This window comes from Proteiniphilum sp. (assembly GCF_034927365.1).
Taxonomy (GTDB): Bacteria; Bacteroidota; Bacteroidia; order Bacteroidales; family Dysgonomonadaceae; genus Proteiniphilum.
Genome location: NZ_JAYFQD010000009.1, coordinates 73,423 through 89,441 on the forward strand (window position 1 = coordinate 73,423; position 16,019 = coordinate 89,441).

The 16,019-nt window shown below is 42.5% G+C and carries 10 protein-coding genes; all 10 read right to left on the reverse strand.

Going from position 1 to position 16,019, the window contains the following annotated elements:
* Window positions 1–36: 36 nt before the first annotated feature.
* The 10 genes from VB073_RS06515 to VB073_RS06560 all read right to left on the reverse strand — a co-directional run bounded on the left by VB073_RS06515 (window position 37) and on the right by VB073_RS06560 (window position 15,971).
* The gene (locus VB073_RS06515; protein ID WP_323403347.1) at window positions 37–1,146 is read right to left on the reverse strand and encodes an acyltransferase family protein; all 1,110 of its coding nucleotides are present in this window, start codon (window positions 1,144–1,146) and stop codon (window positions 37–39) included.
* Window positions 1,147–1,236: 90 nt separating this feature from the next.
* Window positions 1,237–3,165 carry a hypothetical protein gene (locus VB073_RS06520; protein WP_323403348.1) on the reverse strand — a complete coding sequence of 643 codons (1,929 nt, stop codon included), beginning with the start codon at window positions 3,163–3,165 and terminating at the stop codon, window positions 1,237–1,239.
* A 29-nt stretch (window positions 3,166–3,194) separates the two neighbouring features.
* Window positions 3,195–4,124: an N-acetylglucosamine kinase gene (locus tag VB073_RS06525; RefSeq protein ID WP_323403349.1), complete on the reverse strand. Its 930-nt coding sequence runs from the start codon at window positions 4,122–4,124 to the stop codon at window positions 3,195–3,197.
* Window positions 4,125–4,213: 89 nt separating this feature from the next.
* Complete coding sequence (locus tag VB073_RS06530) at window positions 4,214–5,575, reverse strand: DegT/DnrJ/EryC1/StrS family aminotransferase (protein ID WP_323403350.1); 1,362 nt, start codon at window positions 5,573–5,575, stop codon at window positions 4,214–4,216.
* Between the two features lie 25 nt (window positions 5,576–5,600).
* Window positions 5,601–6,416: an N-acetylmuramic acid 6-phosphate etherase gene (locus VB073_RS06535; RefSeq protein WP_323403351.1), complete on the reverse strand. Its 816-nt coding sequence runs from the start codon at window positions 6,414–6,416 to the stop codon at window positions 5,601–5,603.
* Window positions 6,417–6,461: 45 nt separating this feature from the next.
* Window positions 6,462–8,234 carry a DUF4998 domain-containing protein gene (locus VB073_RS06540; protein WP_323403352.1) on the reverse strand — a complete coding sequence of 591 codons (1,773 nt, stop codon included), beginning with the start codon at window positions 8,232–8,234 and terminating at the stop codon, window positions 6,462–6,464.
* Window positions 8,235–8,243: 9 nt separating this feature from the next.
* Window positions 8,244–9,479, reverse strand: coding sequence for a DUF4959 domain-containing protein (locus VB073_RS06545; protein ID WP_323403353.1), 1,236 nt, complete (start codon window positions 9,477–9,479; stop codon window positions 8,244–8,246).
* Window positions 9,480–9,517: 38 nt separating this feature from the next.
* Window positions 9,518–11,434: a RagB/SusD family nutrient uptake outer membrane protein gene (locus VB073_RS06550; protein WP_323403354.1), complete on the reverse strand. Its 1,917-nt coding sequence runs from the start codon at window positions 11,432–11,434 to the stop codon at window positions 9,518–9,520.
* Between the two features lie 11 nt (window positions 11,435–11,445).
* Entirely contained in the window at window positions 11,446–14,649 is a 3,204-nt protein-coding gene (locus tag VB073_RS06555) for a TonB-dependent receptor (RefSeq protein ID WP_323403355.1), read from the reverse strand.
* A 575-nt stretch (window positions 14,650–15,224) separates the two neighbouring features.
* Window positions 15,225–15,971, reverse strand: coding sequence for a DeoR/GlpR family DNA-binding transcription regulator (locus VB073_RS06560; RefSeq protein WP_323403356.1), 747 nt, complete (start codon window positions 15,969–15,971; stop codon window positions 15,225–15,227).
* Between the last annotated feature and the right edge of the window lie 48 nt (window positions 15,972–16,019).

Sequence of the window (16,019 nt, forward strand, 5' to 3'; positions counted from 1 at the left end):
TTAGTTTAATTCGTGTAATTGTTATAAATGCAATTTTTATACGCGTATAAAAATTTTCTTCTTATACATATAATAAAGTAATAACCAGATAACGGCAAGGTAACTTATATTCCAGAACAAATCCCAGAATTGTCCCATAGGTTTTTCCAGCCAGCCGATGAAAGAATCGGTAACCCGTGGTACATTCACTATACTTTGAAATAGATATATGAAAATGGAGTTCATTCCGATTACCCTAAAATAGAAAGCCCATTTTTTTAACCCCCAGTGGTCTATAAGCAGATAGAAAAGGGCCAACAATAGTAAACTGATACCGCCCGTGAGAAGGTTGAAAGTGGAAGTCCAACAACTTTTTATGATAGGATAAAAAGACGAAAGTGCCAATGCCAGCAGAATTGAGGTAACGCCGGAAATTGAAAGTAAACCTATTTTTTGCCAGTCTCCTCTTTTTGAATCCTTTAAAATGCTTCCGGCAAGCGTCCCCATTAAAGTAATTCCTGTGGCAGAAATACTACAGAGTATCCCTTCAGGATCAAAAGTGCCACCGTAAAATTTGCCTGGGAGTAATAACCCATCGATATACCCGTTAATAGAGCCTTCAGGGGTTAAAACTCCCGCACCGATACCTGGAATCGGGACCAGCAGTTGTATTATACCTATACCTACCAAGATCGCCACTAACCAAATTATACGACTACGAAGAGACTGAAAATAAATAGCAATGATGGAAGCCAAAAAATATGCAGTACCGATTTGTCCCAGAACGCTTGCAATACGTGCATTTTCAAAACCGTCCCGAAAAACGCCGTTATACAAAAGCCCCAAAATAACAAGCAACACAAAACGCCTGAACGTTTTCCAAATAAGTTTACTTTTAGGTATACTATTTTCAAGCTTCGATAATACTGAAAATGGTATTGCAACCCCTGAGATAAACATGAATAGCGGGAAAACTAAATCCATAAATTGAAAACCTTCCCAATCCACGTGATACATTTGAATACCGAGCCATTCTGCTCCGGTCATATTTGAAAGTAGTATGGCAAGCCCTCCTCCTCCTGTAATCCAAAACATATCGAATCCGCGAAGCGCATCAAGAGAGTAGAGCCGTTTTTGAGGATCCGTGCGTAATTTTTCTGTTTTCATTTTATACAAATTATGTAAGTTTCATTGCATCTATGGCTGTTGATGATAACGAGTTTCCTGATAATGTCATGACCAGCAGCCCTGGCAACTTTATCTATCATTACGTTTAATGGTCTCAATTACAGTATTGAAAACACCCAAGGGGAATGGCGAAGGCTGCCCGTACGAGAAGAAAGAAAGATACCCTTCATAGTCTACTGCTTCTATATGTGGGTCGGTAGAAAGATAGCTCGCTACATCATTGGTATATCCTGTCACACTCACTTTTTGACCGGGCCAGAGATTCCTGACAGCTATCCCGAATTCGGTGGTTGCTTCACGGGACAACCCAATAAGTTTCCAATTCCCTATATTAAATGTTTGTATGTAAATCGGCATCTCTTCAGGCATTGTACCCTTCTCATAATGACGAAGCATGATATCTGCCCAGCGCACCTCTCTGCTGGATAAAATGCTTTCGCAACCTCCAGGTATATCCTGACGGACATCCTTGATACGTTGTTGCCTGAGTGAGCTTATTTTTTCCCTGTCCCAGGGATGAACGGGTATTCCTATCGAATCAATGTAATGGGTGATATTACCTTTGACAGGTTTCATTTCTTTGGCCAATACACGGAGAACGTCTGCCGCCAAATCAATTCCTGATGTTCTGAAAGGCTTCAGGGGGTTAATATCTCCTGCACACCCCTGAAGGAACAGAGTATTGTGAATACCTGTTCTTTCGAGTATCTCCCGGCTGTAACCCGGAAAATTAGGGGAGGCACTGTAATGCCCTGATCCCTGATCTGTAAAAACAGGATGGCAACCTGTTAAAAATAGTACGGTTTTATGTTGACCGTCGGTGGAAACAGCTTGTATTACATCTACTGAGTTGTCGTATATGGCCGCTTCTCCCCTGAGGCTCCGGTTGAATCCTATATTCGTTGTATCGCGCCCGAAACTGAGGTATGATGGCGCTACATTATCCAAAGCTTCTTCGATGGATCGGATAACTGCCTTTTTCAATATATTGTTGAAATAGAGGCTGTCCGGATACTGGTTTTGAATACCCCAGGTAATCCAGGTTTGGGTAGTGGGTGCAAAATGGGTATGAGTGGAATTGATGAAGATGGCCGAGACAGGAATATTTCGACGCTCTAACATCTCTTTCCGGATGTCCTGGGTGAAAGAATGGTCGATGCCGCACACATCCAGACTGACAATGACAGCTATCTCTTTTTTCTTTTTAACCGCCATACTCCTCACGGAAAGCTTTCCCTCAGTGTGGTGTCGACTGGCATACAGGCGATTTGAAGCAATGGCGTACAGCCGTTCCTTTGTTCGTGCTATTTGTTTCACATCAATCGTATATGTATCGCCATTGTTATATCCTATTCGTTGCCATTCTTCGCCTTGTTTCCTGACACTGCGTTGCAGCAGGAAGTTTTCTTTGGTTACGGCATATATTTTCCGATGATCGCCGGCCAGGGAGATAATATCAGGACCTTTGCCTATGGATATCCAATTGACGGTTTCTCCATCGACTGTGCCCATAAGCAGTTCGTTCTTTTCGGTAGTTACATACAGGTTCTCACATGAACCGGTAAAAGCGGTAACTCCCTGAACAGAACCAATCCGTTTCCACCGGAGATCGTCTTTCGGATTACCGGCTAAAAGATTACCTTCTTTATCAAGGGCATAAAGCAATCCGTTTAACCCGGCCAGGAATTTTATATGTTGCAAACTTCCGGCTTTTTTGTTCTTTTGCAGATCTTCCGTATCTACTAAGAATATGTCGCCAACGGGAGATGCAATATATATTGCTTCATCCAGACTGCACATGGCGATTGCTTCTAATACACCTTTGTCATTCCAGGTGATGGTAAACCTACCCAAAGGAGGAGATGAATATCCTGCCAAACTTATGGAAACTGTTTCTCCTGTCGGTTCAATACTGACAACCGAGCTGCCCACTTCATACAAATTTTGATGACAGGAGGCAAGAAAAAAAGAAAGGATAAGTAAATAACAGGATTTCATTGTAATCTTTTTAATGCTGTTTAAAACATCTAATACAAAGATAAATTGGCAATAATTTTTTCATCGAGAGAAATATTTTCATTGGTAAAGGCTCCAAACAGGGCTCCGATCTCCGGTTTGAAACGGGGGTACAATAACTCCACGTCGTGACCGGAATATCTTGAAATCAATTGAGGTCCGATAATATGGCTCTTGACCAGCATACTGCCGTAAAGCCCCAGGCGTTTTACGCCGCTTTTCTTTAATATTGATTCTGACAGTCGGAATAGCCATTCTACCTCATCATTTATCAACCGGATTGAAACTTCATCTCCTTGAAGGGCTGCTTTCTCTACTTCGATGGCGAATGCGGCAATCGTCCCTTTTTCCAGAGACGGACTGTACACAATCTCTATCAAATCAGCCACACGGCTCAGGTGGTAGAACCCAATCAATCTTTCAAGTAAAAGAGTAGGAGGTGCCATCTGATCATGGAACTGTAAGGCCGCCTGTACCCCCTTAAGTCCCAGGTGATATCCGCTTCCTTCGTCGCCCAGGATCTGGCCCCATCCACCACTCGTGTGGTAATTGCCTTCCCGATCGATAGCACAAGCCATGGATCCCGTACCAGATATGAGTAAAGCACCGGGAGAACCTTGGGTAAATCCTAACAAGGCCACATATACGTCAGAATGCATGAGGGTCTTTTTATGAAAAATACCCCCCACGAGCTGTTGCACAAGTTCATCCGTGGCTTCGCTGTCTAAGGCCGAATTACCGATATAGGTGATATCTGGTTCGCATCCCAGCAAAGCGATCAACTGCTCCTTAATGAAGGCATAATTTTCACGTGCTTTTTCCAATCCCACTCCGTAATGATTGATTGAACCCGCCTGAAAACTACCTAATATATTCCCGCGTTCATCACAAACAACTGCGGTAGTCGTCGTGCCACCACCATCTATTCCACAAAAAAGCATATTATGAACAGTTTTAATAGGTTAGGAAAGATTGCAATTAAAGCCAAGAGCTACAATTGCAATCTTGTTCCTTTCGAATCTTAAAATCGTTACTTATTTTTGATTTCAGCCGAATACTTTTGAATTTTTCTGGCTGCTTCGGCGATCTGTTCCATTTGGATTTTAGTTCCCAGCATGTCAGTTTGAAGGAACCAGAGGGCGTTCTCTTCGGTCACACGGGCGTTCACCGGACAATCGATACGATCTTTCCATCGCTTCATTTCCTTTTCACCATATATCTTCTTGTAAAAGTGATTATCAACCAGGCCGAGTACATAAGGATCTTTATCCATTTTGCCGTACCCTGTACTGGGATGGAAGCCTTCAGCATTCATCGCTTTTATAAATTGTGCGCGGCTCATACCGGAGAAACCTTCCTTGTCATACCTGAACATATAGAGATGATAAGCGCCATTGGTTGTACCTTCATACAATTTGGCAGGAATCAGTCCCGGAATCTCCTTGAGCATACTGCTCAGATACAAGGCATTCTCATTCCGGGTCTTAGCCTGCTCTTTCAAACGGGTCATCTGGGAAAGCAAAATATTCGATTGAAATTCAGTGATACGAAGGTTGCTCCCCCTGATACCCGCACCAGTAGCCACTATCGCGGCGGTTGCACTGGTCTGTCCCTGATGGTGGAAGGCAAAGCAGGCATTGTAAAAGTCGCTGTCATTGGTAATGATAGTTCCACCTTCACCGCAGTTGAGATTTTTGGAAGACTGGAAACTGAATGCTCCTCCTATTCCCCAGTTACCTACTTTCTTTCCTTTCCATTCTGCCAGATGGGCCTGGCAGGCATCTTCTATTACCGGAATATTATATTTTTTCCCGATAGCCAAAATAGCATCAAGGTCACAGGGAGTACCACCGATATGCACCGGCATGATTGCCTTGGTGTTTTTAGTGATAGCTGCTTCTATCTTTTTGGGATCTACCTGGAAACTTTCAGGATCCATATCTACAATCACGGGTAATGCATAATGAAGCGCTACTACATTGTAGGTTGCGATAAAGGTGTATACCGGTATGATCACTTCATCACCCGGGCCAATACCCAGACCGCCCAGCATTGCGTACAATGCGGCGGTTCCACTTGTTACACCAAGTGAATGTTTTACACCGTACAATTTAGAATGTGCTTCTTCAAACCGGGATGTAACAGGACCGTTCAGGCGCCCCCACTGGCTGCTGTACAATACATCCAATAGCCCTTTGGCTTCCGTATGATCATATATCGGCCAGCTGGGAAAACTGCCTGTGAACGTTTTGGAACCTCCCAGAATAGCGGGTTTTGCGTCTTTGATACTCTGTTTGCCGCCATTTGCCAGTATTGATTCAGGCCTCAAAGCCATTCCCGCCGATGCGGTTGCGGCGACACCAATAAATGCTCTCCTGTTAATTGTTTTCATTGTCTTGTTATTTTATTGTTGTTTATTATTGTTGAGAATCGATATAGTCCATCGCTTTTTTTACGCTTCCGAAACTGATTAACAGTTTTTTAGCTTCCTCGTAATCGGCAATATTCCGTTTTTCCTGTAGCATTTTCACAGATCGGTCTACGGCCTTGTTATTGATTAGGCGTACATTGACCATCCGGTTGTCCTCTACACGTCCTAACCGGACAAAAACGGTGGTGCTGATCATGTCGAAAAGCATCTTCTGTACCGTACCACATTTCATACGGGTACTTCCTGAAATGAACTCAGGACCGGTGATTACTTCTACCGGATAATCGCATGCTGCAGCGATAGGTGAATCGGGATTATTGACAATACATCCGCAGGGAATATTCAATTCCCGACATTTCTTTAATCCCTCCAATACATAAGGAGTGGTACCGCTAGCTGAAATACCCAATACGAAATCTTTCTCATTGATCTGGTACAGTTCCATCTGTCGCAAGGCATCATCGGTGTCGTCCTCCTTCTCTTCCAGCACCTGAAGCAGATTCTCCTCACCCCCTGCCAGAAGGCAGATAACAACACCTTTCTCAATGCCAAAAGTATTGGGGAGTTCCACCTTGTCGAGTACCGAAAGCCTGCCTCCACTCCCCGCACCAAGATATATCAAACGTCCTCCCGCTCGTAACTGCCCTTCAATGGCGGTGATCATCTCACTGATCTTTACCAATTCTTTCTCGATCGCCGGTGCTACTTTCTGGTCTTCCCGGTTTATATTTGTGACCAATTCTTCCACGCTCATCTTCTCCAGATGACGGTACAGGGAGGGTTGCTCTGTAATTCGTTCCATAAGTTTCAATTAATAATTTGAATTATTTTGTATAGTAAACATTTTTTAATCAATATTCCATGGCAATTCGGGACTGAAATCATATCGCCATAGATCGCCGTTGGGGTCAATGCAGAGTAAAGCTGATCCCTGCTTGATCACATCGATGTACTTATTCCATCCACTCCCAATTTTTAGGCGGGCGCCTAAGGCGTAACTGTCAGAGAGGGTCATGTACCATAAATCGCCGGATCCATCGATGCACAGCAGTGAGTTGTCATAAGGAACAATCTTCCAATAATCCTTGAACCCGCTTCCTAAATCTACAAAACCACCTACCCATCCATTACTTTGATTAATACTTATCTTTTTTAATATGCCTGCATCATTGGTCATAATTATAGCATGGTTTTTAAACGGCATTAACCTGATTGCTATTGTGCTGCTCCATCCCGCTCCGGGGGAAGTCCTGGCTCCAAGATCATAACTGTCATTTAAAATAGGGATTGAATATACATTATTTACATCATACATCATTATCCTGTTATCAGGCATATAGAATATCGAATTATAGAAGGGCCATCCCGATGCAATCTCGGTGGATGCTCCGAACGTTTTGTCTGCATGTGGTTTGTATAACCATAATTTTCCCGATTTATCGAGTTGTAACAAATCGTTACCTTTGGTAAAGAAACGCCCTTCCTTATTATCTCCCAGACTATAGACTTTCTCGGGTATTGCAGGAAGGGTAAGATTTGCTGGAATATATTCTTCCTCTACTATGGAATAAGTACCTCCGCTTTTGAGATAACGGTATTTCAGTTTCAGTTTTTGTTGTGACGGAGTAAATACTCCCTCTTCTACATCGGATATGGTATTCAATACTCCTGTGAAATAGCCGTCTGTTTTGATGCCGTTCGTGGCGGTCAATGTCATTCGGAACAGGGAGGGGGATAGTTTAGGAGATTCGCCCACCCAGTTGCATTCATACACGTCGGCGTTGGGAAATGACGATACCCTATAGAGGATCTTTACCAGATTATCGTAGGACGTAGTGCCCAAAAGCGTACCGTCGCTTCCATAGTCAGAACGGGTTCCGGAGGCGGAATAGATGCATAGCTGTTCTTTGAGGGGGAAAGTGGAGAGGGTATCGACGTTCTGCCTGGTAAAGTGAAGCGTTGATACCTCTAACAAATCATCTGTATTATTTATCCTGTTGCCCACATCTGTCAATAGGGTGGTGGTTTCGTCAATCGGGACAAAAATCATCTTTCTTTCACCTGTCGAACGTTTTATATAGACTATTTTCGTGCCGACAACCCCCTGGATCTTTGAACCCCAATTGATTTCGATGTCAGATGTCTGTTTTTCCTTGTCGAAAGAGACAACCTTCATCGCGGTGATATTTCTATTCTTTAACGTAGATCTGTGAACATCACCATAAGATGCGCCTTGTACCGAGGATGAGATAGAGCGGTCACCCCTTGCGTTCTTGTTGATCAATTCAAAAGTATAAGTCCCTTCAGGGAGATTCCCGATGATGATGGAATCGGCCTGTATCCCTTTCTCTTTTCTGGTAAAAGGCTTTACCACCGAATCCTGACGCATGTTCCAGTAAATCACTGTCGCTTCTATATTGGGATCGGCATTCATAAACCATTTCAGCTTTACTCTTCCCTCTCCCGGATAGGAGGTCAGGCTATCAGTAATGCCCAGGTATAGTTTCTTTTCCCTGTCGAGATATTGCTGTTGTATGTCATTCATATCACTACATCCGGGAAAGAGGAGATAAGCACAGATTGTGAATATCCCTAAAAATATGATTTCTATTCGTTTCATAGTGTTCAATTATTCAATTTCATTAGTTCCCCAAAAGCTTAACTCTCCCAACTGCCAGTAGTTGTTAGGTACAGGTTTTCCATCTGCCGTAGCACGGGCAAAGAAACGGATGTAACGAACAGGACTCAAATCAATAGGGAGTTCGAACTCATCACCATCTACTGCTCCTCTTTGCCAGATCTCGGTATCGCTGGCCCCCATCAGGTCGAGCCTTTCTCTTGCAAAATAACCGATATAGACCCAGTCTTCCTTGAAAGTGCCAGAGGGGTCTTCATTATTTGCCCAATAGCTATCGGGTTTGGTTTGATCCAATATAGGAGACCCCCACATCTCAAACTCAGTAATATTCACATTACGATAGACATCGCCTATGGCACCGGCTCTAAGGCTGGGCCAGAATTTAAAACGGCTCAGTTTAAAAACCTCTTTCATATCGAACGTGAAAGAATTTCCCGCAGAACCAGCCTGGTTCAGATAACCATAACTACCTCCACCAATCTGACCGTCATAAAATTTGGGGAATGCGTGGGAAGCCTGTAACTCTGTGAGATTATCTCCTTTGACATAAGCCCTCATATCTCCCCACGGTTTGGGAACCTCCATCTCAAAAAGAGGGGTGGTGGTATAAAATATGGTGTCTGAGATATTTTTCCATTTGTCGCCTATGAGTACGGCAAAAGTAGTTTCTACGGCTTCAAATCCGCGGTAAGAACGCTTGTCTTTCGCGAATGAAGAGAAATATATCTCATCGCTTTGCAGTTCTCCATCAATGAATGCCAACAGACGGATATTCAACTCTGTATTCGATAAATTTTCCCAATTTAATACAATGCCTCCGAAAGTAGTGATAAAGTTGATTGTTTCTTTCGTGACATCGACTAAACCTTTCAAAGGGGTGAATTGTACTGTGATCGCTTCGGAACGATCCTCATTTTCATTTTCTGTATAGAGCTTTACCGTGACCGGATCGGAGGTTCTGAAACCTTCAATCCGTATTGAATTTTTAAAATAGGAAGAACGTTCGGCAAAATGTTCACCGTTTCTATCGTATTCAGCCGTTACACACATGATATTGGGGTCTTTGGGCACAGCATAGCTTATGATGGCTCCCCCGTTAATCGGAGTCACTTCATAATCAGTGATAGCCGTAGGTTTCTCATAAATCTTGTTTTTTTCCCCTTCACATGCCAATATAATAATAAAAAATAACGGCAACAGCAGGTATATTTTCTTCAGATGATTCATAGCAGTAAATAATATTGAATTGTGATTGCATTTATAATCTACCATCCCCAGGTTTGTACCAGGTTCCTGTTTATTCTCAGATCACTTTGCCTGATCGGCCAGAGATAATCCTTAACAGAGATCTTACGCGGTTCCCGTGTCTGGATAACCTGATAGTAATCCTCCGGGCTTCGTCCATCATTATTCCAATTCCTGCCGGAGAGTGTCCAGAACTCATTGATCCGTTTCCACCGGCGTACATCCCAAAAACGCTGTCCTTCAAAAGCCAGTTCTATCAACCGTTCCTGTTGGATAATTTTGCGCATCTCTTCCTTTTCGAAGGGGCGGTTAGGATAAAGGGATTCTTTCCAGGCATCGGCAACTCCCTTCAGGCCGGTAATGGCTCTTACCTGATCGATCCATTTATGCACCTCTGCATCGGGAGCATCCTTCACCTCATTCAACGCCTCGCTGTAAAGCAGATAGAGATCAGCCAGCCTGATCATGGGCATAAGGTAGGGGTTCATCACATATCCTCCGTTTACATTGGCGTTGGATTCATAAGCGATCAGTTTCTTGATATAGTAGGAGGCTGGGTTTTCATAATTGGATACATCTCCCAACCGGGACATTAAAAACGGAGTGAAAGTTTTACCCCTATCTTGGGTCAGGGTTGACAATTCGAAATAGCCACGGTCGAACCCTAAGTTTGCATAGAAACGGGGTTCCCTGTCGAAGTGAAGGGCAACTGTTCTTTCATTTACAGGAATATAACTGGTATTTCCCGCTTCAGGAGTGGAAACGCGCAATTGATAACGGGTATCATAATTCCAATTGGGATCTTCCGTAATAGGAATTCCTTTGTTGGTATAAAATAGTTCTACCATATCGAATGATGCATAAAACCGGGGTGTTATTTTACCAATATCTATGGGTTTCATGATGGGTAAAGCAAGTCTTTGCAGATCGCCGATATATCGGGTATCTGTCCATACAACACCTTTGTTCCATCTCTCGGTCACACCTTTTCTTACATGCATCAGCTTCACGATGCTGTCGTTCATCGCACTGGAGTTGGGTGAAGACATCTTGTCGTAGCGATAGAGTTCAAATCCTGCATTATGGCAGGTGTCAATAGCCGCTTTGAGGGCATCAGCCGCCCTGATCCATTTCTCCTTGCTATAGGTGGAGGATATCAACTGTTTGTTTCTTGTATCTATCCAGTTGGAATAATCGGTATTCCCATTGAATAACGGACTGGCGGATAGTGTCAATACTTTCGCCTTGACTGCCATGGCAATAGGCCTCGTGATCCGGCCATCCTCTTCGATTGGATTATCAATCACCATAGGAAGTTGCGGAGATGCTTCATCGAGCAGTTCCACGATATAATCCACACATTCATCTACCGGTTCACGGAATAGCCAAGTGTCTTCGGGAGGAGCTGACAAGGGTAAATTTTCCTTGATCAACGGGATCGGGCCGTATAACTGCAACAGGAAATAGTGATAATAGGCTTTCAGGAATTTCACTTCGGCGATCCATCTATTCCTCTCCGATTCTTCGATATCGCGAGGCTTGTGGATTTCTTCAAGAAAGATATTGCATTGCCGGATAGCCAAAAACAGATTTGTTCCACCATTGCCTCCCGACCAGTAATTCTGAAAGGGGTTATCACTATTCTGACCACCAAAACTGATTTTTCCCGGAGCAGTAGTCTGAAATGTTGTTTTGTAATACTCAGAGACATCGAACTCATCGAGAGAGTTAAAAATAGCTGGATAATTCCACATGTGGATAGGATTGGGCAGAAACGAATAACAGGAATAGAGAAACCTTTCGGTGGTCTCCCGATTCGAAAATGCATGTTCGATCCGGGGTACGTCGTTGGGTACAACGTCCAGATAATCGGCACAGCCAGTGATAAAGGCTGATAAAACGACAATATATACAGTTTTTAAGATAGAGTTCTTCATATTATTTATATCTAAAAGATGATATTTACTCCAAGATTATATACCCTTTGTACCGGGTAACCTAATCCATTACCGGCCATTTCAACATCCCAAAGTTTGAATTTCGACCATACTAACAGGTTACTACCACTCAGATAGAGGCGAAAAGTGTTGACTCTGAACTTTTTCGTGATACTTTGCGGTAGTGTATAGCCCAATTCGGCAGTTTTAAGCCGCAGGAAAGAGCCATCCTGTAACCAATAGGTGCTGTTACGTGTATTGTTCGATATCACCTCTTCAGATAACCGAGGCCAGAAAGGATGAAGGCTCCGGTTGTTTTCCGACCAATGGTCGTCGGCAATATACTTCAACAACGCTCGTTGACCGGTATTGATGAAAGGTGTGATATTACTGACATCAATCATGAATGAGGATCGGGCTGATCCCTGGAAGAAGGCGGAGAGATCAAAATTACGATATCCCGTTGAAAATCCTGCTCCATATATAATTTCTGGGGTTACCGAGTAACCGATGGGTACAATGTCGTTACTGTCAATTATGCCGTCGTTATTGATATCCATGTACTTGATGTCTCCGGCCATAGTGCCTCTGGCATCACCGAAATTTTGTATAGGAGAGTTTCTTACCTCTTCTTCATCGATAAACAAGCGTTCAGCAATTAATCCTTCCAGTTGACCGAGTTTACGACCCACCTTTGACCTCCATGGTACGTCGGAATAATTGGGTTCCTCAACCTTTACATATCTGCTGACTGCATAGGTGAAGTTTCCGTTCATCACCAACCATAAATCTTTGTTAAATGACTTCTGATATTTAATTTCGGTCTCAAAACCTTTACCTTTTGCTACACCGAGATTCGATTGTGGTATGGTGGCCAATCCCATACTGCTGGGTACATTCTGCCTGGTTTGCAGGATATTCTCACGCCGCTCGGTGAAATAGTCGAACAGGATAGACAAATCATTGAATAACCCCAATTCAAAACCGAGATTCATTTTCTTGGAGACTTCCCATGTAACCAACGGATTAGCGTATCGGGAAATGGATATACCCGGCTTCGTGGTTCCCAAATCGGTACCAAAGGTGTATCCATAACCAGAATCCGACATGTTGACCTGTGACATATAAAAGAAACGGTCACTCAAGGAGCCGATCTCATCATTCCCCACCAAACCATAGGTTGCTTTTAACTTGAGGTTGCTGATCGTTTTCCTGTAGGGTTCCATAAATGATTCGTTGGAAATAACCCATCCGGCACCGACAGAGGGAAAGAAACCGAAACGATAGTTCTTGGCGAAACGTTCGCTCCCGTTATAGCCGAAATTGAATTCCGCGAAATAACGTGAATCATAACCGTAGGCAAACCGTCCTGCGGTTGATATATTCCGCTGGGGAAGAGACTGCTGTATAGATGTTGCTTCGGTATTGGTAATCTCCTGAAAAGAGGATACCAACAGAATATTCATGTCGTGTTTCTCGGCAAATACCCTGTTATAGCCGGCACGGAACTCACCATACAAGCTGGCGATTACTGACTTCTGTCCAAATTCATAAGACAAATATTCAGAACCCTCGGTCGGATTAAAATTCCTCAATCGATAGGAACCATCCAGCGTGGTGACGGGTTCATAATAGAAGGGTTTGTAAGAACGTCTCAGGTCATAATACGACTCACGTTTCAGGTTCATTAAACCTTTCATGAACAAACCTTTCAATGCATTGTCAAAGTTGTGATCAACCTCCATCTGGGTAAGCATCATTGATTTTTTCGACTCTTTATAACCGCTGACAATTTGAGCCAAAGGATTGATGAAATAACCGTTTGGCGGTGTATGTAGCGCCGTACCGAATAGCAGGTGATTAGTGTGAAGATTGGCTTCATCTTTGGGATAGGTAGGCAGGAATCGGACAGATGTTGCATTTCTCGCCAGATTGAATACTTCTTCTCCGCTCTGTTGTGGTCCATGCGAATCGTCAAACGTGCCGTAAAACCGTACCATCCCTTTGGTACGGGGAGTCAGCTTGATGGTGACGTTCGAACGCAACTGGAATCTCTTTATGTCAATATTGCTGCTGACGGTATTTTCGGGTACTTCTTTCAATATCCCGGTATCGTGTTGCATATTACCGGCAATATAGTATTGTACCATTTTTCCACCGCCGGAAATGTTGACATTCACCCTTTGGTTAAAGGTACGGTCCTTGACTAAATAATCGTACCAATTGACTGATGGATAGCGAAGCGGGTCGATACCCCGCTCGGTATTGTAGATTTTTTCGGGTGAATATACGTAGTCGAGTTTCCCTTGCCGGGTGATCCTCGCCTCATTGTGTAATTTCATATAGGTAACAGGATCGGCCAGTTCCACCAGATTGGAATTGGCAGAACTGGAAAGTTCACCCCTTACATTGATACTCATCTGTTCAGGAGTACCCTCTTTGGAGGTCACCAGGATTACACCGTTTGCACCCCGTGCACCATAGAGGGCGGCAGAATTGGCATCTTTCATTACCGAGAAGGATGCTATGTCATCCGGATTCAACTTGGCAAGATCGGTTGCGTTCATTTCAACACCGTCGATCAGGATAAGGGGATTTCTCTTTCCGGAAGAACTGAAAGAGGTGATGCCGCGGATAAAGAACTCGGCATTGTCTAAACCCGGTTCTCCCGACCGTTGGTAGGCAATCACACCGGCCAATCGTCCCGCAAAAGCAGTGGTCATATTGCTCGAGGGTACTTTAAGTTCTTTGGGACTGATGGTGGTGATAGAGCTTACCACACTCTCTTTCTTCTGTTTACCAAAAGCGACTACCTGAACTTCCTCTAATGATACCACATCCTCCTGCAGGGTGATAGTTACATTATTAGCCTCAATGGCTTTCTCTTCTTTCGTTATATAACCGATAAAGGAATAGACCAGTGTTTCTTCTGAACCACATTTGAGGGTATATTTCCCATCTATGTCGGTCACAACGCCAACGCCTCTCCTTTCTTTTATCGCTACCTGAACACCGGGCATGGGAAAACCATCCTGGTCGACAACCCTTCCCGAAACAGTCACTTGCTGCTGCTCCACATCATCAATATTATGACGGGCACTTACATTTACCGCCGTAAAAGAACTTTCTTCTGGCGTGGGGGCAGTTCCTCCGGTAACTGTAAAAAAGCAGACGGAGAATGCTAAAAGAATAGAAATCGATACTATTCTTTGCATTCCGTTGCATTTTTTAAGTACAACGAGGTTAGATTTAATTACTTCTTTCATACATTTGTAATGAATTTTAGTTTACTTTTTTAATTTGATAGTTTGTAAATTAATTTTTCATGTAATCGGGCAATGTGACGGCATTGTCCGATTTTTTCTTTTCATCTATTTCCATAGGCATTCTGTTATTATATCGTTAAAAAAATAGGATTTTTCTACGGGTCCGTCTTACTCATATCTTGCAACAATTTTAATTATCAACCATTAATATATAATATGTAAGTATTTTCCTAGATTTTTCAATCACTAAATTATTGTTTTGCGTATTTTTGCGTATTTAAAATATAAATACATGCAAATATATGCATTAAAATAATAAGGATGCAAAAGGAAGTTGAAATATATGTATATATTTAACAAAGAATAACTATTTGGTTATTGGAATAATAGAAAATAAAAATAAGATATCTTTGAGAAACTGGTATTTTTACATGGTATTTTCATCTTAATAGAGATTTATTAAGATGAAAATATGGTATTATCGGGAAACAGGAAAGGTTGAGACGATGGAAATATAGGATAATTCAAATGATAGTGATTTTCTTGTTGTAGGGAGATAGCCGTTTGTCTTCCGGATCCAGTTCTGTAATGAGGTGAGAGATGTCATCCAAGTCAGCTACTTTATATTTTTTCGAAATATTTAATTTTTCGGAAATTGCCAACAGTACCGTTTGGCTGGATGCTTTTATCATCGCCTTATTAACCTGCACCGTTTCCCAGTCCATATCTGTAATTCCTTTTTCAATAGAAATGGCGCTTACACCCATAAAGCAAATATCATATTTTATATCGGAAATATCATTAATGACACTGGCTCCTGTATGTATATTTGCATTTTTACTCAAGTTACCGCCAATTGTATATACTTTTATGTTTTCAAAATTCGACAAGGTAATAGCGACTTGGGGACTCACGGTAAATATGGTGAGATTTATTTTGGAGGGTAATTGATTGGCCAATTCAAGAATAGTGGTTCCACCTTCAAAAAGCAATGTCATATCGTTCTGTAATAAAGAAAGAGCTTTCTTTGCAATTTTTTTCTTTTCCTCGTGTGCATAGATATTATTATCGGCAACGAATGGCCTTACAAAAGATTTGCTAATTGCACCTCCATGAACCTTTATAATCCTGTCTTCCTCTGATAATTCTTTTAAATCCCTTCTGATAGTATCTTCGGAGACATTCAGCATGGAACTTAAATCGACAGACAAGACTTTATGGTGGAGATTAATCTCCTTCATAATGATTTTATGACGCTCTTCTTTCAACATTGAAACAACCTAATTTTTAAAAGTTATCAACTGCAACTACAAAGTTAA